Here is a 20,858-nt window from a genome sequence, read left to right on the forward strand (position 1 = left end):
AGTCGTTTTGCGCGTGTGTGCCCGCACCGTTCAAGTGGCCGAGCAGGCAATAGAACATGTTTTACGGCGTGGGTTCGGTAGAATCCGGATTTTGTCCTCACGGTTAAGGAAGGCTAATGGCTCAGCCCTATAGTGCGCGCAGTCGCGCCATCGAACCTTTTCATGTCATGGCGTTGCTGGCGCGCGCCAATGAGCTGCAGGCGGCGGGTCATGATGTGATCCATCTGGAAATCGGTGAGCCGGACTTCACCACGGCCGAGCCGATCATTCAGGCGGGGCAGGCGGCCTTGGCCAACGGCAAGACCCGCTATACCGCGGCTCGTGGGTTGCCTGAGCTGCGTGAGGCCATCAGCGGGTTCTATCGGCAGCGCTACGGGCTGGATGTCGATCCTGAGCGCATTCTGATTACGCCCGGTGGCTCCGGCGCCTTGTTATTGGCGAGCAGCCTGTTGGTGGACCCCGGCAAGCACTGGCTGCTGGCGGACCCCGGCTACCCCTGTAACCGGCATTTCCTGCGGTTGGTGGAGGGGGCTGCGCAGCTGGTGCCGGTAGGTCCGGAGGTGCGTTACCAATTGAATGCCGATCTGGTTGAGCGGTATTGGGATCACGACAGCGTCGGCGCGCTGGTGGCTTCGCCTGCCAACCCGACCGGTACGATTCTTACGCGTGACGAATTGGCCGGGTTGTCGAGGGCAATCAAGGCGCGCAAGGGCCACTTGGTCGTAGACGAGATCTATCACGGCCTCACCTACGGCACTGAGGCTGCCAGCGTACTGGAAGTCGACGATGATGCCTTTGTGCTCAATAGTTTTTCGAAGTACTTCGGTATGACCGGCTGGCGCCTGGGATGGCTGGTAGCGCCTCCCGCCGCTGTCGGGGAACTGGAGAAGCTGGCGCAAAACCTCTATATCAGCGCGCCAAGTATGGCCCAGCACGCGGCGCTGGCCTGCTTTACCCCACAAACCCTGGAGATTCTGGAGGCGCGCCGCGCTGAATTCGGTCGCCGTCGGGACTTTCTGCTGCCGGCATTGCGCGACTTGGGCTTCGGTATTGCCGTAGAACCTGAGGGCGCTTTCTATTTGTATGCCGATATCAGCGCGTTCGGCGGTGATGCCTTCGCGTTCTGTCGCCACTTCCTCGAAACCGAACATGTCGCTTTTACACCGGGGCTGGATTTCGGCCGCCATCAAGCCGGTCACCATGTGCGTTTTGCCTACACGCAAAACCTTGAACGGCTAGAAGAGGCTGTGGAGCGCATTGCTCGCGGCTTGCAGAGTTGGCAAGGCTGATGCGCTTTCATCCTCCTCTGGAACAAGGGCGGCTGATTCGCCGTTACAAGCGTTTTCTCACCGATATCGAAACGGATGCCGGCGAGTTGCTGACTATTCACTGTCCGAACACCGGCTCGATGCTCAATTGCATGCTAGAGGGTGGGCAGGTCTGGTTCAGCCGTTCCGATGACCCCAAGCGCAAGCTGCCAGGCACCTGGGAAATCGCCGAAACGCCTCAGGGCCGATTGGCATGCATCAACACGGCGCGCGCCAATCAGCTGGTCGAAGAAGCGTTGCGTGCTGGGGTAATCACTGAGCTCAACGGCTTTACCGCGCTGAAGCGCGAGGTGCCTTACGGGCAGGAGAAAAGCCGTATCGACTTTCGCCTGGAATATCCCCAGGGCGCAGCTTATGTGGAGGTGAAAAGCGTGACGCTGGGGTTTGACGATTCTTCCGTGGCGGCCTTTCCTGATGCCGTGACCCAGCGCGGTGCCAAGCATTTGCGTGAGCTGGCGCACTTGGCGCGTGAAGGTGTGCGGGCGGTGCAGTTGTACTGCGTGTGTCTATCGGGGGTTGATGCGGTGCGGCCGGCCAAGGAAATCGACGCAATCTATGCTGCCGCGTTGCTCGAAGCCAAAGCGGCCGGCGTTGAAATATTGGCGTATGGTGTACGAGTGACGTACGACGAAATCCGGATTGATCGGTCGGTCCAGATAGTTTTGGGTGATTGAAGGTCATTGCGGATTTCCTGATTATCACCACGATAGACGGCGATGCATTGATGCGCTCTGCAGAAGTGGCGTCCCACCTGTTTTCATAAGGTGGACGCCCAACGGATCGAATTAAGAATAGATGTCTGAAGTGAAGTTGAAGGTGCCCATCCCAATAGTTCACGGGCCAACCTACTGGAGGCATAGCCACCAACAATATCACCCGGACGGCGCTCAGCCCTGTTTACGACCAAATCAGATTTAGTGGCGCTCATGAACGCTGACACAAACTCCTGAACCGTAACGCCCCGCTGGGAGCCCAGATTGATGACCGGCATCTCAAACTGATTCAATGGCACCGCTAAGCTATTGTTGTCAAAGGCGAGTGCGGCCAGCACGTGGGCGGCTGCGAGGTCTGCGACGTCCACAAAGTCCCGAACAGTAGAGCCATCTCGGGTATTCCAGTCAGTTCCGTTGATTTGAAACGGCTGCCTGAATGTGGCGCATTGGATCAGAGAATTTAATAGGCTGCTTTTGTTGCTGCCTCTGAAGCCCGTTCTGAATGTGTGATCACTGCCAATGGGGTTGAAATATCGGAAGATGAGAAACTGAAAGTCCTTGGTGTTAGAGATATCTTTGAGCGCCAGTTCAAGAAAGTACTTGGATCTGGCATATGGGCTCATCGGGGTAGGGGGGGCATGCTCATCGAAACTATGCGCATTGTCTGCACTATAAAGCGCTGCCGTTCCGCTTAGAATTAACTTTTTTACGCCAAGGTCAAGCAGGTGGCTAACCATGCTTATCGACTTTGAAAAATTGTTTTCATAATAAATACTTGGGTGTGAAATCGACTCTGCTACGTCAATTTTGGCAGCGCAATGAATGACCAAGGATAGGTCAGGGTGGGCGCCGATGATTTGTGTCAAAAGATGTTTGTCAGCAATGTCCCCTTGATAGTATGAGAATTTATTATAGGTTTCATTAGCAGGGAGGGCTTGCTCATCAAGAATAACCGGCTGATGCCCGGCATCGGCGAGTGCCAAGCAGATAGTGCTACCAATGTAGCCGGCGCCACCAGTAATGAGAATTTTCATTTGATATTCCTGAATAAATCTAAAAAGGTGCATGTCGCAGTTGTCAGCTGATCTTGCGGGCATGCAAAATTAAACCTGATCCAACCGGGAGAACCGAACTCTTCACCGTTGGATACTGCAATTCCTGCTTGCAGAAGCTTGTCGAAAACATCGCCGTCGGTCTCGCGGGTATCAATCCAGGCGAGGTAGGTCGCTTCTGAAGGCTTATACTTAAGGGACGTATGGCGTAATGTAGTGTGGAGGACTTTTTGGTTGCTCTTGAGCTGTTGCAGAAGTGCTTGGAGCCAATCTGAACAATTGAAGTAAGCACTTTCAAGCGCCACAAGCCCCAATGCGTTTATGCCCGAGGCATAAAATGTCTGGGTTTCTTTAAACTTATCGCGAATTTTTGGGCATGGGATAACAGCGTAGGCGATGGATATACCGGCTAAGTTAAAGGTTTTGCTTGGGGATAAAAGGGTAATGGATTTATTCTCCAATCCTTTTATCGAGCCCGCTGGTAGATGGCGGCGCTGCCCCAGAATTATATCTGCGTGAGCTTCATCGGAGATGACGATTGTGTCAAGGTTTTTAATGCTCAACGCTAGGCTTTCAAGCTCCTCTTGAATTGAAACAATGCCAGTCGGGTTAGTAGGGTTGCATAGAACAATTGCAGACGGATTGGTCTGTTTTATATGACGTAGATCGCTAAGGGTAAAAGGCCTGCCGTTATCGGTCAACTCAATTGTGTAAGGTGTTAAATGAAAACCCTTGCTTAAATTAAGCAGTTTGTTGTAATTGGGTGACTGTAGCATGACAGTTCCCTGAGGACACGTGCTTTTGATAGCTGTCCTGACACCCGATATCGTATTCGGAACTATAACTATCCATTCTTTCTGTATGCTCCAATCATACTGATTTTTGCACCAGTGCTGGATAGACTCGTAAACGGAATACGGGATGTTAGGATAAGAGAAGTGTCCCTCTTCAATCCTTTTTCTGACAGCGGAAATTATGGCGTCTGGCGTTGCAAAAGCCATATCCGCTACCCAGTGAGGTTGTGCTTCAGGATACTTGGCTAGTGCTAGTGTGTTTTCCGCTTGGCGAGTGATCGGGCGTAATTCCGTCACTGGAAAAACTCACTCATTGCGGTGAAGTCTAGATCGTCATAACACCTACTTTGATCCGCCTCTAAAATAGAAAGTAGGCATCGAGATAAATCCAACCTATAACCGCTAAATTCATCTAGGGCGTACTCTATATCTTTTTTTGCATACTTTAACTTGCAATGAATGTCCTGATGGTTTCGTGCCAGGCTTTGGTTGAGCTTTTGTCGGACGATTGAATTCATCCAGAAGTCATCATGTGAGGTTATTATTTTTACGGCCAATTCGCTTTGGGGCAGTGTCTCCATCAGGTGTAGCATTTGGCCAAGAAGTCCAAGCGTAGTCAGTCCCCAAAGGTTATAGAATAATTTGAATTGTGTTGCTGTGCTGATAAAGTCGAACGTGTAAATTTTCGAAGAAGTAGCTTTGAGGAATGGGTCATGTTGAGTGTCTGCGCTTTCCGAGTGCACGAAATAGATCAGGCTACCTTTCAATGCTCCCGTTTTGCTGCCTGTAAAAGGAGCTTCAATAAAAGTCAACTGCTCATCATTAAAGGAGTTGCCTATTTGCGCGATGGCGCTGCAGGTGAGTGTTGAAAGTTCAATGAATATTGTCTGGAAGGCCTGGTTGGTCAGAGCAGCTGATAAGATATTGTTCCAGACTTTTGTGGCAATTTCTGCGCTGGGAAGGCAAGAAACTACATAGTCATATTCTGAGAAATCAATTAAGTTCAATCTTGTCATTGTCCGAGAGAAGTAGGCAATTTTCCACTCGGTTTTGCTGAGATGTTCGGCCAAAGACGTAGTAATCAAACCTTTTCCAATAAAAAGGATATTATACATAGGTGCACCCATTGAGCGTAAATGAGTCTGATAACATGCCGAGCTTGTACGTCGTGATGGGTGATATTCCCAGAGTTTTCAGAACGGGAAGTTCAGCGGCTATCGAGGTGCATCGTAGAGTCGGCGTACATGTGTAGTCACTGATATCCAGTGTTGACAGGCCTTTTACCTCTACATCAGGTGTGCGATAGTTTCGAAAGGTGAGGTGCGGAAGCAGTAAGATATCTTCAATCTCGTCATGTGTGGACTTTAAGCTTATAAAGTTTTTAGTATTTTTCCACTCAAATTGACTAAAATTGTTTTTGGTTTCTACGGTGCCAATGTCTTTCAAATAGCCCAGTAAGGCTCCGCGTGCAATGGAGTGCGGTGCGTCGACAACAGCAAGTACCGGGAAGTAATAGCGAACGGAGTTTAATGTAATCGCGATTTTTAAAATGGCTTCATGGCTTGTAATAAAATCATCTTCGGTAAAGCAAGTTGACCGCATTCTGGAAATGGTCAGAAGTACAGTGTTTCCAATTACAGCATCATTCGGCAAGAACTGTAGCGCTTGCGCGAGTGCAGGCTTTGGAACCCTCGAAGAAAATTCCGCTTCAAACTGAATGTGGAGGTTTTCACATTGAAACTTCCAAGGCGCTATCATTATTTATCTCTCCACTTGGCTATTAGTCGAGCTGACATTGATCTGTCCCTAGCGGTCACCGGCGCAAGCGTGTGAATTAGAGGGGGTTAGATGATTGAGTACGCAGAAAAAAAGCAACGCCACGGCGCAGCATGTCGTGAAAACCAAAGGGGCTCCGCCATATTTATATAGTAGAGGGCCTGCGAAGTAACCGATGGTGATTCCGATGAAAGTGTACAGTCCACGGGTACCATTTGCTTTAGCTGTCAAGCCATGTGGGATTGTGCGCTGAAATTGGTTGTGGGATCTCAGAAACATAATTTGAAAAGACACGCCAACGACAAAGGCAAGGGCAATTATCACGACATCTGACGTAGCGTAAATAAAAGCCAGTTCAGCGATAGCTATGGTAATTATTAAAAGGCCATATCGGTTGAATTGGCCGGCGAAGAAACGCTCGAAAATACTATTGGCAATAATTAGGCCTATAACTTGTGAGAGTAAAATGTTTGAGTAAAGTTGTATTGGATTTGCCGATATGCTTTGACAGTATTTGAGCAAGGTGCTGAGAAAAAGGCCGGACAATAACATGCCTATAAATATAAAATGATGGGCTGATGTAAGCATTTGAGAAGCGATGCGGTCTGACTTTATTGATGTTAAGTCTTTGGGGCGAGGCGGGATCGATGACGTGCAACTGCTTAAAATTATGGAACTTACAAGTAGGCCAAAAGCGAGGTGCAAATAGTTGTCAGTAGCCGTTACTGCGAGGAGTATGGGCGCCAGAGCCATCGCTAAAGTTATCGATAGCTGCATGCGAGTGTGGGCTTGGGAAAGTTTGGATTTATCTACTTCGTGGTTTATGGCTGAAAGTCGGCGAAAATTTATTATACGCAGTATGGCGCCGATATTGAATGTCAGAAGGCAGCCCCACAAAAGTGCTTGGTTTTGATTGAATAGAAAAAATGATAAAGATGCAACTATCGTAAATAAGCCTATCAGGCAGAGAAAACGTCTTTGGTCATAGTTGTCAATTGATGGTGCTATGGCCAAACCTACAAAAACAGTAGAGGCGGACATGGCGCTTAAAAATAAAGACATTTCAAATTCCGACAGACTCAAATGGTTTACAATGAGCGGTATCGATGCCTGTGTGAATCGTTCTGTGAGCGATATAACAAAGCATAGAAGTATGATGATTTGGTTTTTAGTACGCCTCACTGCCTTTCCTTTTAATTGTGTCCGGAGCTGAAGTTTTCGCAGGGATTGCACCGTCCTCGAGTATGCAGAGAGTTGGCTGCCTGTTAAACAGTGCTCACGTCAAACAAGTCAGCGTTCTGTAAAGACACCAGACCATTGTTGGATTGAACCGGGATTTAATATAAGGTTGATCAAATATTTGATTAAACATCGAAGTGCTTGCCAACACCGAGGCAACCTCTCCTTGGCTGTAACGTTGGTAAGCATCAACTTTTGATCGGGTGTATTTGATTTCCTTGTAGGCGTCCAGGTCGGTTATCAGTGAGCACGTCGAAGGATGGAGTGCAATCGAATCATAAGATTTGTGCAGTAACCCCATGGGTAATGTTTTTTCAAACCATACACTTTGGAGTTCAAAAGAATCTAAATACTCAAAGTGAAAGTCCACCCATGAAAATTGTTTTCCGTCACGATCTTCTCTAAAACCCGCAGGTACCAATAATCCAGTTCTAAATTTTTTCGCATGCTCAATTGCAGCATGAAAGGTAGAGTGAAGTGAGACAGTAGATCCAACGCGCGCAGCTTGGATGTGTGAGTCGGTTCCGACAGGGCCAAGGGTCGCTATTATATCTATCATTCAATTGGCCTTTAAAAATAAGCTTTCTGCTCTGCTCAGCTTGTTGTTTTCGACGAACACGGCTTCGATTATTTTGTCGGCATTCTGATTTTTATCTGAGAAGTAGAGAGCCGTTGAGTCAAGGGAAACTGCACTTTCAGTAATGAGCGAGCACTGTGAAACTAGGTTTTCTAAGTGCTGTGCGGCAGACTGCAACAGATCGTCTGGAAGTTCTCTGTTGATAATGTTCTTCACAAGCGTGGCATTTACTTTGGGGAAGTTGTAAAGTTTAAGTTCATGTTCGAATACGAAACTGCGTTTTTCTAAGTTTTCAGAAAGATAAAGTAGTTTTAAGCAGGTAATGCAAATTTTGCTATAAAGTCTACGCTCGATCTGTGTTTTTGAATTATTCAATTGGGCTTTATAATACGCCAAAGGCTGCGTCTGGTAGGCCAGGAACTCAGCTGTGCGGAATCCGGCAAAGTCAGGTCTGCTTAAAAAAAGACCATTTTTCCCAAGCCAATCAGGCTCCATGCAAAGAACCGCGTTCGAGGGGGATTTTAGAGCTTCACTGCTCATTAATATGAGCGAGCTTCCTTGCTCGCAGAGGCATTTGCAGAGCAGGGTTTGCTGTATATCTTTAGGGGCTACGAGGCAAAGTACATCAATGTCCGATACGTAGTCGTACCGAGATGTATTCTTGCGTACCTCCCCTCTGGCTGTTGAGCCCGTTACTGCAAGTGTGTAAGCGATTCCCATACTTGTTAGGGTAGCTAAAAAGTCTGTTTCCTTGATAGAGACCATGAATTAATATCCGTATTTTTGAAAATCCATTTATCGTCACTTCACACTTCATGAATTAGCCAAAGGCGCCGATTACCATGCTGTTAAACATTGCATAGGCCGACTGTACTTCACTTATGTATTGAGTTTTCGGGGCGTCGAGTGGTGTGATATTTGTCGAGATGACATCGATTTTATTTGTTTGTGGATTTTGGCGATAGCTTACTGTCACCGAAATGGCGTAATGAGTGGCGCAGAGGCTGAAGCAAACATTCATGTATTCTGGTGTCATAGGAGGCAACTTATTGAATAGCGAGTACACCGCCAGGGCACAGACCCGTGCTTGACACGTGGCCGCAAATGCCGATTTTGGCAAGCTGTGAGCATCTGCGGCATCACCAATGACGTGAACGTTCGGGATCTTCAATGATTCAAATGTCTGCGTATTTACCGGGCACCAGCCGTTATCGCCAGTCAGGCCGTTTGCATCAGTGAAAAGATCGGCTTTTTGTCTGGGAATAATATTGATGACGTCTCCTTTGAATATGCCGGCTTGGCAAACAAGCTCTCGAGTGTCCGCCCTCAGTTCTGTAACCGTTCCACCTTGTTGTGCGCCAATCCAAGTAATAATACTTTTCGCGGTGCCATATCCATATAACTGCTTCCAGGCCAATTCGAACTGTGCTTGCTTGGGAAATCTCTCTTTGGAGTCAAGGAAGATAATTTTCGAGTTTGGTTTGTGCGCTTTCAGGTATTCCGCAATCTGACTCACCCGTTCATACGGGCCCGGCGGGCACCTGTACTCTGTGTTAGGGGAAGACATCAGAACCGTGCCGCCGTTTGGCATTTCATCCAGTTGGTTCTTTAGGTTACTCAACTGTTCTTTGCCTTTCCATGCATGTGGAAAGACATCGGCGAGCGCTTTGCTATAACCTTTTATATATTCAAAATCAAAGCTGATACCAGCAGCGACGATGCATCTGTCGTACCGGTAGGTGGACTGCTCTGTTTCTACTACTCGTTTAGCGGAATCAATTGTCAGCGCGCGCTCATGTACGACGTTTATTCCTTCGGATATAAGTTTTGTATAGTCAAACGTTAATGTCTCTTCACTACGTTTTCCTACTAGGTACTCTGCGCTGAGGGGGCCCGAGAAGTATTCCGGATACTCCTCAATCAACGTTATTGCAGTATTGGGCATTAGTCGTTTTAACGTGCGAGCGAATGTGGCACCTGCAAACCCACCACCTACTACGACAACGTTAAAAGTTTTTGTATGTGCAATCTTTGTCGAGGGGCCTGCCACCGCATCCAATGCAGCTATTCCGGCACCTGTGATCAGCCATTTAAGAAGGGTTCGTCGATCATCTATCATTGTATTTTCCGAATTCGCGCATTCTACATAGTGCGTGCTTGTCTAGGCCAAGCTTACATAACGCTAATCGGGTTAAAGGCCGGTTTAAGCATTCTTGATTGAACAAGGCAGCGAATCTTTATATGGGGAAAAGAAGAGGAGCTTATCTGACGATATCTGCAAAGTAAGATTGCGAGTTTTGCAAGTATACTTTAGGGATGTTCAGGTCGCCGTATTTTTCCGAATGCTTGCCCACATAAGCGCCCCTGTTTTCTTTTGGGCCAAATGCTTGGTAGGTTTTTTCGTAGGTCGCTTTATCTTTGAGGATTGTGATATGAATTAACGGCTCACCTAATTTTGTCGGAATGAGGTTGATGGACTCAGTCGTTTTCTTGTCGCGACTGCCGTGCGCTGAAAAATTCGCGGCTTGCTCTTTTGTAAAAGATTCAAGGAATTCTTTTTCCATGCCTGTAGGGGGAGTGAACACTATGACCACAGCTTTTTGAGGCGCTAAGTTTTCCAGACTATTTTCGGCGATGGTTTGAGTGGCACCGAGGCTGAGTGCGATTGATATTAAAGACAGCGTCATGCGTCGTTTCATGAAATTCCCTTTCCGCGTTCTTGCATTATTCGATGGTGATGTGCGGCCTAATTAAATTGCTTTGTCTTAATCATTGCAAAATTTTTAGGCTGGTCGCTAGTTAAAGCTAACGCGTTTATGGTCGGCAAGTTTTAAGGTGTTTCAGAATGTGTATCTGTGCAAATTCATTTTGTGTGTACAGATCTGGTGATCATTTGCGGTGACTATCAATGCGTATAATTCGCTATTGATACACTTCTGGCCGACGCTTCTGTGGTGGTTGCTGCCCTTGACGTTATGAGATTTGGCACGATAAATTAAACAGTGTTTATATGGAGCGCTTTGTTTTGGTCGTGCGCTGTTGTTTAGACTGCAGTTCGTGTTTTGGTTTTATAATCGGCTCGATTTTCTGGTTTTTGTTTTGTGCGATTGATATAGGGGGTTGTTCAGGCAGGTATGACGTTTGCTTGGTGAGGTCTTGATAGTTTAATCACTGTACAAGGATGTAATAGATTGATATTCAACAGCAGATTAATGATTTTGCCGTTTTTTCTTTGTGCCAATACAATAGTGGCAGATGAAAATTTCGCCGGTGTCATGACGAGTAATGGTTGCGTTAACTGTCATGGGTTTGAAGGGCGAGGCGGGGTGGCTGGTAATATTCCCCCATTGCAAGGGCGCTCGAAAGAGTTTCTTCGTACTACGATGCAAGGTTACAAGCAAAAGGTCTTGTCCGGTACGGTGATGAACCGAATCATGAAAGATATTGATGACGAGAAAATTGAAATGTTGGCAGAGTACTTCAGTGAAATAAAATAAATTATCAGCCTGGTTGAGTAGTTTGTTTAAGCTTATCCGATCAAGTTATATCTGCACCCATAAGCCCTTTTCGTCCTCCCTGCTGGGCAGGACGATTAGACTTTGACCAACACAAGGGCCGGAGACACATTCTCCGGTTTCTATCAGGAACAGCGCACCGTGGGTGGCGCACTGGATTAAACTGGTACTTTGGTCTAGAAAATGGTCGGGCTTCCATTCCAGTGGCACGCGGCGATGTGGGCAGCGATTGACGTAAAAGTAGGCGGTACCCTCCCGGCGCACCCCAAACAGCTTTTGGCCATCTATATCGAAGCCGAGGCTGGCGTTTTGCGCGAGCACATCGGATGGGCAAACGAACCTCATAGTTATCCTCTGGTACGACCGCTCGGCCTTTGCCTTAAAGCTGCTCGCCCCTAAGCGTGCCGCTTGACCTTAAATGCAAACAATTATCAAATGTATGCGTTGGCGTTAGTCATTCTACGTTTCACCGTGACGGGTATGACTCAATTGCCACGTTGTCGAGCGAATCATCCGCACTGCCATTAAGGAAACCCTGTTATGCGCCTAAGCGCCAGCGCTATTGCACTTGTCGTGGGATTGCTGCTCAACCCTTTGGCGCAGGCTGGGCAAGTGCCTCTACGCTTGGTGAGCGTGGGCGGCGCATTGTCCGAGTGGGTCGTAGCTCTGGGGGCTGAATCCAAATTAGTGGGTGTCGACACCACCAGCCAGCATCCGGAGTCGCTCAAGGCGTTGCCGAGTATCGGGTACCAGCGGCAGCTGTCGGCTGAAGGCATTCTCAGCCTGCGCCCGCAGATCCTCGTCGGTACCGAGGAGATGGGGCCGCCGCCCGTATTGGCGCAACTGCGTGGTGCTGGTGTGAGGGTGGAGTTGTTTTCCGCCGAGCCGGATCTCCTGGCTTTGCAGGCCAATTTGAAGCGCTTGGGCAACTTGTTAGGCAGCGAAGCCAAGGCTACGTTGCTGTTTGCAGATTTCCAACAGCAGTTGGATCGTCAGAAATCCTGGGTGGCCAAGGCGCAAACCGCAGTGAGTGCACCTGGGGTGCTGCTGCTGCTCGGACATTCGGGCGGTAAACTGCTTATCGCGGGCAAACATACAGCGGCCGATTGGATATTGCAGCATGCCGGTGGCAACAATTTGGCTACGCATACCGGCTACAAGCCATTTTCGGTGGAGTCCTTGGCAGGATTGAGCCCTGACGTCTTGGTGTTTGCCGACCGCGCATTGACCGGTGAGGAGGCGCAAGCAGCATTATTCAAAGAGAATCCAATCCTGAGATCGACCCCGGCGGCCATGCATGGACGAGTGATCGAACTGGATCCGACATTGTTGGTGGGCGGTTTGGGGCCGCGTTTGCCGCATAGTCTGATGTTGCTATCCGCAGGATTCTATCCTGCCCAGGCCGAACCAGCTCCATGACTGTATTAGTCAAGCCCCGTGCTTTATTTATCCTTCTTGGTTTGCTGTGTGTAGTGGCGTTCTGGTTGTCTTTGGCGCTTGGGCCGGTCAGCTTGCCTTTGATGGATACGTTGAGGGCGGCATTGCGTCTGCTCGGCTTGCCCATCGATGGGCAAGGTCTGGAACAGGCTGAATTGATCCTCGGGCAAATTCGTTTGCCGCGTACGCTTCTTGGTCTCGCCGTGGGCGGCGTGTTGGCGCTGTCGGGTGTCGCCATGCAAGGGCTGTTTCGTAATCCGCTGGCCGATCCTGGCTTGGTCGGAGTCTCCAGTGGCGCTGCACTGGGCGCGGCGATCGCGATTGTCGGGAGTGCTTTTTTCGGCTCGTTGCCCGAGGCTCTCGGACCTTATTTACTGTCGCTTTTTGCGTTTCTTGGTGGTTTGGGAGTGACCGCTATTGTCTACCGCCTGGGGCGGCGCAACGGTCAAACAAACGTCGCAACAATGCTGTTGGCAGGTATCGCGTTGACTGCCTTGGCCACTGCGACAGTGGGGCTGTTTACCTACCTGGCGGATGACGCCACCTTGCGCACCTTGACGTTCTGGAACTTGGGCAGTCTCAATGGCGCGAGCTATTCACGGTTGTGGCCGGTGCTGTTGGTGAGTGTCGGTGTCGCGCTGTGGTTGCCGCGCCGGGCGAAAGCATTGAATGCATTATTGCTGGGTGAGTCAGAGGCCAGTCACCTTGGGGTTGATGTTGAAAGGCTCAAGCGCGAATTGGTGTTCTGCACGGCGCTGGGTGTAGGCGCTGCGGTAGCGGCGGCGGGGATGATCGGTTTTGTCGGCCTGGTAGTGCCGCATCTGGTGCGGTTGCTGGCGGGCCCGGACCATCGGGTGTTGTTGCCGGCCTCGGTACTGGCAGGCGCAAGTTTGCTGCTGTTTGCGGACTTGGTGGCGCGCCTGGCCTTGGCACCTGCAGAGCTGCCGATCGGTATCGTGACCGCGTTCGTTGGCGCGCCGTTCTTTTTATATCTGTTGTTGCGGGGACGCGCCTGATGCTATGTGTGGAAGGGCTGCAGATTCGGCGCGGGCGCAAGGTGGTGCTGACGGATATCACGCTGGATCTGTTGCCGGGCGAAGTGCTCGGTGTGCTGGGGCCCAACGGCGCCGGTAAAAGTACCTTGCTCGGTGCGTTGTGCGGGGAGCTGCATCCGGACCAAGGCAGCGTCTGGCTGGCTCAGCAGGCGTTGATGCATTGGAGTGGCCCACAGCGTGCGCAGCGTTTGGCAGTGTTACCGCAGACGTCGAGCCTGGACTTCGCTTTCCGTGTCGAAGAGGTCGTGGGCATGGGCCGCTTGCCCCATCAGACCGGGCGGGTGCGCGATGATGAAATCATCGCCGCAGCCTTGCACGCGGCGGACGTCGGGCATTTGAGTGGTCGCAGCTATTTGGCGTTGTCCGGCGGCGAGCGTCAACGTGTGCACTTGGCACGGGTGCTGGCGCAGTTATGGCCGGGCGAAGCGGGTCAAACCTTGCTGCTGGATGAGCCGACATCGATGCTGGACCCTCTGCATCAACACACGACGCTGCAGGCCATCCGCCGTTTTGCCGATCGAGGGGCGGCCGTACTGGTGATTCTGCACGATCTGAACCTGGCGGCTCGCTACTGCGATCGTATCCTGTTGCTGGAAAACGGCTGCCCACAGGCCTTGGACACGCCATCAAACGTGTTGCGGCCGGAATTGCTCAAGGCCGTGTTTGGCTTGGATGTGCTGGTTCAGCCGCATCCGGAACTCGGGCATCCGTTGATTATTGCGCGTTGAAATCAGCCTTTCACTGGTGGCTTTCATCAGGCAAAAAAAGACCCGGCAAGAGCCGGGTCAAATAACCGTGATTAGCCTGATGAGGAGATAATCTGAGAGTCCGAACCAAGGGTCTTTCAGTTATCGGCTGATCTCGCGACCAGTTGTGATAATCATAACGATTCTCATTTGTGAGTCAACAGTTGTTTTGGCTGCCTATCGAGTTTTCTCAAACAGCTGTTTGGAACGCTTGTAAACCTTGGGGTTTGTGGCCGATCTAATTCTTCTGGCGCGCTGAAATCGCATCCAACTGACGGTTCAACGCTTCCTTGCGCTCCGCGGGGATGTCGTTCCAGTGCACATCCATCAATGCACCTTCGATTGCATACAGCAGTACTTTCGAGGCCCGGAAGCCACGAGTCCGCACGGCGCGGTAGGCATCAACCGCTCCCAGGCGGCGCAAATCCGACGCACTGTGGATACCCACTGCGTGCAGCCATTGCGCGGAGGTCTTGCCGAGGTTTTTCAGGTGTTGCAGCTCATCGTTCATCAAGCCTCCTTGCGACGGCCGAATGGTGCGGTGGGTATCGTGACCAGGCAAGCCTGAAAGGAGTGTAGCGCTCAGTAGGAAAAGCGTAGTTCATTGGGCAGAAACGGCTGAAAAGCTATAAGAGTGACGAACACGCTTCAGCCACAAGCAGGCGAGGAATACCGGCGCGCTTGAGGGCGTGCCGGGGGAGGGGGCAGGCGCTGTTACTTGGTGCGGTAGCGCAGCCGGGTGCCGAAGTTGACGGACATCAGGATTTCATCGGCGGTCAATTCGGCTGGAAAGTAGGTGCCGGAGATCTGCGCATGCGCCAGGCTGGCACCTTCCAGCGAGCAGTCGCGTAGATCCAGGCCGCGCAGGTCGGCCGAGCGGAAATAGGCATCGGTGAAGTCCACGCCGGTGGCGTTCAGGTCGCGCAGGTCCAGCCCTCGGAAGTCGCCACCGCGCAGGTTGATGACACCCTCTTTGGGGCGCTCCTGGTTAAAGCCGCGGATATCGTCTTTATGCAGGAGAGCGTAGAGCGGAGTATCAAGAAGCTTGGGCTGACTCATGATGGCGACTCCGATTGGATGTATAATGCCATTATAGTGCCACTATTGCTTGGCCGTGCACCGTAGGTCGGCGACACGACCAAGAAATATTTCTTACAGGCCGGGCAGGCGCTGGCGAATGTGTGCCACGAGTGCGTCGAGCGTTCCGATCTCATTGGTTTCTACGCGTTTGCTCAGGAGCAGTTCTTCGGCAGTCAGCGGTTCGCGGTGGGTTTGCTGTTCGTCAATAACGCTGAGTGTTGCGTCAGACGGGTCGTTTTTATCTGCCTGACGTTGCGCCAACCAGTTGGCGATAACGGCTTGTGGTGCATTGCAGTCCAGAATCAGGAAAGGCGCGCCCGTGGCTTCGGCTATCTTGGCGGCTGCGTCACGCTGTTCTCGCTTCAGGAAAGTGGCATCGAGCACCACCGGGAAGCCCGCGCGCAATATAGTGTTGGCGATTTCGTTCAGGCGCGCGTAAGTCGCAGCACTGGCGTCCTGGCTATAGATTCCGGCCTGCGGCGTGTTTTCAATCTGCTGCTCACCAAACAGGCGCTTGCGCTCGACGTCCGAACGCAGGCGCACGGCACCCAGGGCTTCAACAAGACGCATGGCAACGTGGCTTTTGCCGACGGCCGAAACGCCATGGGTAATTGCCAGGAAGCGCGACGGGATGGTGCTGTAGCTTTCCGCCAGGTTGGCGTAGTTACGGTACTGGCGCAGGGTGGTAGCGCGTTGCACCGGGTCGGCTTCGCTCGGCATGCTGAACAGCGCAACCTTGGCGCGTACCAGGGCCCGGTAGGCTTTGTAGAAGTTCAGGACTTCAAGGCCCTGATAATCGCCGGTCAATTCCAGATACTGGCTGATAAAACGTCGGGCCAGGGATTTGAGGCCGCGGTCTTCCAGGTCCATGGCCAGGAAGCCGGTGTCGGCGTACACGTCGGTGAAGCGGAACGGTTCATTGAATTCGATACAGTCGAAGATCACCACGTTGCCATCGATCAAGGTGGCGTTGCCCAGGTGGATGTCACCGTGGCATTCGCGGGTGAAGCCATCAAGCTTGCGTTGTGCCAGCAATGGTTTGAGGCGTTCGAAGCTGCTTTCGGCCCAGGCTTGCAGCGCTTGCAGTTGAGCCAGGTCGGCCTTGTCACTGAGGAACGGGCGGATCTGTTCGAAGTTTTGCCGTACCGGTGCCATTACCTCATCCGGGGTGCCGGCAGGGTGGTCTTGCGGCACCTTTGGTGCGTTGAGGTGGAAGTGCGCGATTTGCCTGGCCATTTCATCGATGTGCGCGCTGGTCAGCTCGCCATTCGCCTGCAACGTGCTGAGCATCTGGCTTTGCGGGAACTGGCGCATTTTCAGCGCGTATTCGATCACCGGGCCGTCGCCGCCGATTTGCGGGGCGTCAGCGGTACCGGTGATAGGCAATACTTCAAGATACAAATCTTTGGTCAGACGCTGGTTGAGGCGCAGTTCTTCACGACAGAAGTGGCCGCGATCAGCCAGGTTGGTGAAATCCAGAAAGCCGAAGTTCATTGGTTTCTTCAGCTTATAAGCATAAGCGCCGGTCAGTATCACCCAGGAAATATGGGTCTCGATGACTTGAAACGCTTCAACCGGGTGCTGGTATAAAGCCGGGTTTTGCAGGGCAGCGATCAGGGGCTGGCTCACGGGCGATCCTTCAAAGTCTGGGAGAAATCATGGCAGGCATTATGGCGGCTACAGCCGGTCGTGCAAACCGCTGTCCGGCTCATGTTGATCATCAATAAAGTGCGTATAATCCGCCGCCATGACTCGAACCCGATCTCCCCGTTCCCGTAAAAAACCTCCTTCCCGCGGCCTGCGTCCCTGGTTGGGCTGGGCGCTCAAGCTCAGCCTGGTGGGCCTTGTGGTGCTTGCCGGCTTCGCGGTGTACCTCGACGCTGTGGTTCAGGAGAAGTTCTCCGGCAAGCGCTGGACCATCCCGGCCAAGGTATACGCTCGCCCGCTGGAGCTGTTCACCGGCCAGAAGCTGAGCAAGGATGACTTCCTCACTGAGCTCGATGCGCTGGGCTATCGTCGCGAACCCGTAAGCAACGGCCCGGGTGCGGCTGCCGTCAGTGGCAATACCGTCGACTTGAACACCCGTGGCTTCCAGTTCTATGAGGGCCTGGAAAAAGCCCAGCCGGTGCGCGTGCGCTTCTCCGGCGATTATGTGGCCGAGCTTTCGTCGCTCAATGGCTCGAAACTGCCTGTAGTCCGCCTGGAACCGCTGTTGATCGGCGGTATTTACCCGAAAAACCTTGAAGATCGCATCCTGATCAAGCTCGATCAGGTGCCACCGTATCTGCTGGAAACCCTGGTTGCGGTAGAAGACCGCGACTTCTACAGCCACTGGGGCGTGTCGCCCAAGTCGATTGCCCGTGCCATCTGGGTCAACACGTCCGGCGGCAAGATGACTCAGGGCGGCAGTACGCTCACGCAACAATTGGTCAAGAACTTCTACCTGACCAACGAGCGCAGCCTGACCCGCAAACTCACCGAAGCCATGATGGCGATGTTGCTGGAGCTGCACTACAGCAAGCAGGAAATCCTTGAGGCGTACCTCAACGAAGTATTCGTCGGCCAGGATGGCCAGCGTGCTGTGCACGGGTTTGGCTTGGCCAGCCAGTTCTTCTTTGGCCAGCCGTTGTCCGAATTGAAGCTGCATCAAGTCGCGTTGCTGGTGGGGATGGTCAAAGGGCCTTCCTATTACAACCCGCGTCGTAACCCGGAGCGCGCCCTTGAGCGCCGCAACCTGGTGCTCGATGTGTTGGAACAGCAGGGCGTCGCTACCGCCGAGCAGGTGGCTGCGGCGAAGAAAATGCCACTGGGTGTGACTTCTCGCGGCAAGCTTGCCGACAGTTCCTTCCCAGGCTTTATCGACCTGGTCAAACGCCAATTGCGTGAAGACTACCGCGACGAAGACTTGACCGAAGAAGGCTTGCGGATTTTCACCAGTTTCGACCCGATTCTGCAGATGAAGGCCGAAGCGTCCGTCAACGACACCTTCAAGCGCCTGACCGGTCGCAAGGGCTCGGATGAAGTAGAAGCGGCCATGGTTGTGACCAACCCGGAAACCGGTGAAGTCCAGGCCATGATCGGCAGTCGCCAAGCCAGTTTCGCCGGTTTCAACCGTGCGCTGGATGCCGTGCGGCCGATCGGTTCGCTGGTCAAGCCTGCGGTCTACCTGACGGCCTTGGAGAAACCAAGCAAATACACCCTGACCAGTTGGCTGTCGGATGAACCGCTGTCGGTCAAGGGTGCCGATGGCCAGGTATGGACGCCGCAGAACTTCGATCGCCGCTCCCACGGCACGGTGTTCCTGTATCAAGGCCTGGCGCATTCCTACAACATTTCCACCTCGCGCCTCGGGCTTGAAGTGGGCGTGCCGAACGTGCTGAAAACCTTGGGGCGCCTGGGCATCAACCGTGAGTTCCCGGCGTTCCCATCGATGCTGCTGGGCGCCGGTGCGATGACCCCGATGGAAGTGGCCACGATGTACCAGACCCTCGCCAACGGGGGGTTCAATACGCCGATGCGCGGCATTCGCAGCGTACTGACCGCCGACGGTGAGCCGCTCAAACGTTATCCGTTCCAGATCCAGCAGCGTTTCGACGCGGGCTCCATCTACCTGATTCAGAACGCCATGCAGCGCGTAATGCGTGAAGGTACGGGGCGCTCGGTCTATAGCGTGTTGCCGTCCAACCTGACGCTGGCGGGCAAGACCGGCACCAGTAACGACTCTCGCGACAGCTGGTTCGCCGGCTTCGGCCAGGATGTGCTGGCGGTGGTGTGGCTGGGCCGAGATGACAACGGCAAAACGCCGTTCACCGGTGCCACTGGTGCATTGCAGGTCTGGACCAGTTTCATGCGCAAGGCCGACCCGCTGCCGTTGAACATGCCGCAGCCGGACAATATCGTGCAGGCATGGATTGATCCGCACACCGGCCAGGGTTCCGATGCCAACTGTCCGGGTGCGGTACAGATGCCGTATATTCGCGGCAGCGAGCCACCACCTGGCGCCGCGTGCGGTGGCAGTGCGCCTGCTGATGCGGAGTCGGTGATGGATTGGGTCAAGGGCTGGATGAATTAAGCAAAGAGGGTTTCAAGTGAACAAGTGGTGGATTCCAGCTATTACAGCTCTGGCTTTGCTCAACGGTTGCTCCAGTGTGCAGCGTGGCTCCATTCCCGTAGTGGATTCGAGCACGACCGTTTCCAATAACGACCGGATTTCGGCCAACGGCGGTTTCCGCCAGACTGTCGTCAAACGTCCTGCCCAGGCCCCTCAAGCCGTGCCGCAGGATTCGGGCGTGGTCGTCATGGTGCCGGGTGCCGGAGCCGCTACCTCGGCGCCGATCAATGCCGAGCCGTGGACGCCAGGGCCGAGCACTTCGGGCCCAGTGGATTCGACGCCGATCCAGGCCGCACCGATCAGCCAAGGCACCTACAACATGCCACCTTCGACGCCGAGCGGCATTCCATCGTCGAATGCCGGCGGCCTGTCGGCTGACGAGCAACTGGACGGGCCGGTATTGGCTTTGCTGACCACCGCCCAGCAACAGCAGGCCGGTGGTGACTTGAACGGCGCATCGTCGAGCCTTGAGCGTGCCCAACGTGTTGCACCTCGCGAGCCGCAAGTGCTGTATCGACTCGCCCAGGTGCGTTTGGCCCAGGGGGATGCACCGCAAGCCGAACAGTTCGCCCGTCGTGGCCTGACTCTGGCCAACGGTCGCCCTGACCTGCAGGCCAACTTGTGGGCTTTGATTGGTGATGCGCGTGCGGCGCAAGGTGATGCCGCCGGTGCCGCCCAAGCGCGGCAGAAAGCCAAGGTCAGCCTCTGATGGATGCACGTTTTCCCGCGATTGCCGAACAGTTGCTGTTGATTGAGCGCGAGTTGCGTGTGCAGGGCTGGTGGGACGAAGTGCCCCCCAGCGCCGAGGCGCTTGGCAGCACCGAGCCCTTTTCGGTCGATACCCTGGATTTTCATCAGTGGCTGCAATGGATCTTCCTGGTACGCATGAAGCAGATTCTCGAGCAGGATCTGCCGCTGCCCAACGCGTCGGGAATCCTGGAGATGGCTGAGATGGTATACGCCGATCGGCCGTCGGAGAGCCTTGGCTTGCGTGATGCGCTGAAAAAGTTCGACCAACTGATCGTCGACGCTCGTTAATTGCCTGACTGCCGGTTTTTCCGGCAGTCTTGCGCATATTTCTACCGCTTGACGACATTCAGGCGAGTTTTATCCCTCCTCAAACCCCTTTCTTATACGTTCTCGTGCGCTTAGTTGGAAAAAAGCGCAATTATTGCTTGACTTGAAGGGGCTGAAACAGAAGAATCCAAAGTCCGCTGTATCGGGACTGCCAGAAGCAGGCCCGCTCGGCAGATCATGAGGCGCATATCCGCGCCGACCTGTAACACCCGCAACGCGTTACCTCGCGCTGGGTGGGAAAAGCCCGCAACACTTGGGACGATCCCAATACTTGCTCAGTCAGTGCTGACGTAGTCGGCGACCACCGTCGCTCATGCTCTGTTGAGAAGTAAACCTATTAAGACCCGTCGGTTTTCAA

The 20,858-nt window shown here is 52.8% G+C and carries 22 protein-coding genes; 9 read left to right on the forward strand and 13 right to left on the reverse strand.

Annotated elements, in window-relative coordinates; genetic code table 11:
- Window positions 1-116: 116 nt before the first annotated feature.
- Both C9383_RS19430 and sfsA read left to right on the forward strand, forming a co-directional pair.
- Window positions 117-1,289 carry a pyridoxal phosphate-dependent aminotransferase gene (locus C9383_RS19430; protein ID WP_090365805.1) on the forward strand — a complete coding sequence of 391 codons (1,173 nt, stop codon included), beginning with the start codon at window positions 117-119 and terminating at the stop codon, window positions 1,287-1,289.
- Window positions 1,289-2,002 (forward strand): DNA/RNA nuclease SfsA, encoded by a 714-nt coding sequence (sfsA, locus tag C9383_RS19435; protein WP_090365807.1) that lies wholly within the window; start codon window positions 1,289-1,291, stop codon window positions 2,000-2,002. The genes C9383_RS19430 and sfsA overlap by 1 nt, the downstream gene beginning before the upstream one ends.
- A gap of 83 nt (window positions 2,003-2,085) precedes the next feature.
- On the opposite strand, the gene galE is transcribed toward sfsA, so the two are convergent.
- The 9 genes from galE to C9383_RS19465 form a co-directional block, all read right to left on the reverse strand.
- Window positions 2,086-3,075 (reverse strand): UDP-glucose 4-epimerase GalE, encoded by a 990-nt coding sequence (galE, locus tag C9383_RS19440; protein WP_159438923.1) that lies wholly within the window; start codon window positions 3,073-3,075, stop codon window positions 2,086-2,088.
- Window positions 3,072-4,184 (reverse strand): MalY/PatB family protein, encoded by a 1,113-nt coding sequence (locus C9383_RS19445; RefSeq protein ID WP_090365809.1) that lies wholly within the window; start codon window positions 4,182-4,184, stop codon window positions 3,072-3,074. The genes galE and C9383_RS19445 overlap by 4 nt, the downstream gene beginning before the upstream one ends.
- Window positions 4,181-5,002 (reverse strand): NAD(P)-binding domain-containing protein, encoded by an 822-nt coding sequence (locus tag C9383_RS19450; RefSeq protein WP_159438924.1) that lies wholly within the window; start codon window positions 5,000-5,002, stop codon window positions 4,181-4,183. Before C9383_RS19450 ends, C9383_RS19445 begins: the two co-directional genes overlap by 4 nt.
- The gene (locus tag C9383_RS28030) at window positions 4,995-5,645 is read right to left on the reverse strand and encodes a hypothetical protein (protein WP_090365812.1); all 651 of its coding nucleotides are present in this window, start codon (window positions 5,643-5,645) and stop codon (window positions 4,995-4,997) included. The genes C9383_RS19450 and C9383_RS28030 overlap by 8 nt, the downstream gene beginning before the upstream one ends.
- A 48-nt stretch (window positions 5,646-5,693) precedes the next feature.
- Window positions 5,694-6,896, reverse strand: coding sequence for an MFS transporter (locus C9383_RS28035; RefSeq protein WP_328586452.1), 1,203 nt, complete (start codon window positions 6,894-6,896; stop codon window positions 5,694-5,696).
- Window positions 6,897-6,939: 43 nt separating this feature from the next.
- A complete protein-coding gene (locus tag C9383_RS28040; RefSeq protein ID WP_143038177.1) occupies window positions 6,940-7,461 on the reverse strand; it encodes a hypothetical protein in 522 nt (173 codons plus the stop codon).
- Window positions 7,462-8,244, reverse strand: a complete 783-nt coding sequence (locus C9383_RS19455; RefSeq protein ID WP_090365813.1) for a hypothetical protein — start codon at window positions 8,242-8,244, stop codon at window positions 7,462-7,464.
- Between the two features lie 55 nt (window positions 8,245-8,299).
- Window positions 8,300-9,598 (reverse strand): FAD-dependent oxidoreductase, encoded by a 1,299-nt coding sequence (locus C9383_RS19460; RefSeq protein ID WP_090365815.1) that lies wholly within the window; start codon window positions 9,596-9,598, stop codon window positions 8,300-8,302.
- Window positions 9,599-9,740: 142 nt separating this feature from the next.
- Window positions 9,741-10,178: a hypothetical protein gene (locus tag C9383_RS19465; protein ID WP_143038178.1), complete on the reverse strand. Its 438-nt coding sequence runs from the start codon at window positions 10,176-10,178 to the stop codon at window positions 9,741-9,743.
- A gap of 513 nt (window positions 10,179-10,691) precedes the next feature.
- On the opposite strand from C9383_RS19465, the gene C9383_RS19470 reads away from it, so the two are divergent.
- Window positions 10,692-10,976, forward strand: a complete 285-nt coding sequence (locus C9383_RS19470) for a c-type cytochrome (RefSeq protein ID WP_090365818.1) — start codon at window positions 10,692-10,694, stop codon at window positions 10,974-10,976.
- A gap of 45 nt (window positions 10,977-11,021) precedes the next feature.
- Here the strand turns inward: C9383_RS19470 and C9383_RS19475 are convergent, their stop codons facing one another.
- A complete protein-coding gene (locus C9383_RS19475) occupies window positions 11,022-11,339 on the reverse strand; it encodes a Rieske (2Fe-2S) protein (protein ID WP_090365820.1) in 318 nt (105 codons plus the stop codon).
- A 195-nt stretch (window positions 11,340-11,534) separates the two neighbouring features.
- Here C9383_RS19475 and C9383_RS19480 point away from each other — a divergent pair, with 195 nt between their 5' ends.
- Genes C9383_RS19480 through C9383_RS19490 form a run of 3 tightly spaced genes read left to right on the forward strand, consistent with a single transcriptional unit; the run spans window position 11,535 to window position 14,214 of the window.
- Window positions 11,535-12,413, forward strand: coding sequence for a heme/hemin ABC transporter substrate-binding protein (locus C9383_RS19480; protein WP_090365822.1), 879 nt, complete (start codon window positions 11,535-11,537; stop codon window positions 12,411-12,413).
- Complete coding sequence (locus C9383_RS19485; RefSeq protein ID WP_090365824.1) at window positions 12,410-13,447, forward strand: FecCD family ABC transporter permease; 1,038 nt, start codon at window positions 12,410-12,412, stop codon at window positions 13,445-13,447. The genes C9383_RS19480 and C9383_RS19485 overlap by 4 nt, the downstream gene beginning before the upstream one ends.
- A gap of 44 nt (window positions 13,448-13,491) precedes the next feature.
- Complete coding sequence (locus C9383_RS19490; RefSeq protein WP_413037830.1) at window positions 13,492-14,214, forward strand: heme ABC transporter ATP-binding protein; 723 nt, start codon at window positions 13,492-13,494, stop codon at window positions 14,212-14,214.
- A gap of 256 nt (window positions 14,215-14,470) precedes the next feature.
- On the opposite strand, the gene C9383_RS19495 is transcribed toward C9383_RS19490, so the two are convergent.
- From C9383_RS19495 to C9383_RS19505, 3 genes are all read right to left on the reverse strand, one after another.
- The gene (locus C9383_RS19495) at window positions 14,471-14,743 is read right to left on the reverse strand and encodes a TfoX/Sxy family protein (protein ID WP_010562703.1); all 273 of its coding nucleotides are present in this window, start codon (window positions 14,741-14,743) and stop codon (window positions 14,471-14,473) included.
- 203 nt (window positions 14,744-14,946) lie between these two features.
- Window positions 14,947-15,291 carry a pentapeptide repeat-containing protein gene (locus tag C9383_RS19500; RefSeq protein WP_060752238.1) on the reverse strand — a complete coding sequence of 115 codons (345 nt, stop codon included), beginning with the start codon at window positions 15,289-15,291 and terminating at the stop codon, window positions 14,947-14,949.
- A 93-nt stretch (window positions 15,292-15,384) separates the two neighbouring features.
- On the reverse strand, window positions 15,385-16,941 hold the full coding sequence (locus C9383_RS19505; protein WP_090365827.1) for a bifunctional aminoglycoside phosphotransferase/ATP-binding protein: 1,557 nt from the start codon (window positions 16,939-16,941) through the stop codon (window positions 15,385-15,387).
- A 118-nt stretch (window positions 16,942-17,059) separates the two neighbouring features.
- On the opposite strand from C9383_RS19505, the gene mrcB reads away from it, so the two are divergent.
- From mrcB to C9383_RS19520, 3 genes are read left to right on the forward strand one after another with little or no spacing between them, the layout of a single operon-like run.
- On the forward strand, window positions 17,060-19,384 hold the full coding sequence (mrcB, locus tag C9383_RS19510) for a penicillin-binding protein 1B (RefSeq protein WP_090365828.1): 2,325 nt from the start codon (window positions 17,060-17,062) through the stop codon (window positions 19,382-19,384).
- A 16-nt stretch (window positions 19,385-19,400) separates the two neighbouring features.
- Window positions 19,401-20,132, forward strand: coding sequence for a hypothetical protein (locus C9383_RS19515; RefSeq protein WP_090365830.1), 732 nt, complete (start codon window positions 19,401-19,403; stop codon window positions 20,130-20,132).
- Window positions 20,132-20,461, forward strand: coding sequence for a YqcC family protein (locus tag C9383_RS19520; protein ID WP_060752234.1), 330 nt, complete (start codon window positions 20,132-20,134; stop codon window positions 20,459-20,461). Before C9383_RS19515 ends, C9383_RS19520 begins: the two co-directional genes overlap by 1 nt.
- The last annotated feature ends 397 nt before the right edge of the window (window positions 20,462-20,858 follow it).

Origin of the sequence: Pseudomonas palleroniana (assembly GCF_003031675.1) — a bacterium.
GTDB classification, from domain to species: domain Bacteria; phylum Pseudomonadota; class Gammaproteobacteria; order Pseudomonadales; family Pseudomonadaceae; genus Aquipseudomonas; species Aquipseudomonas palleroniana.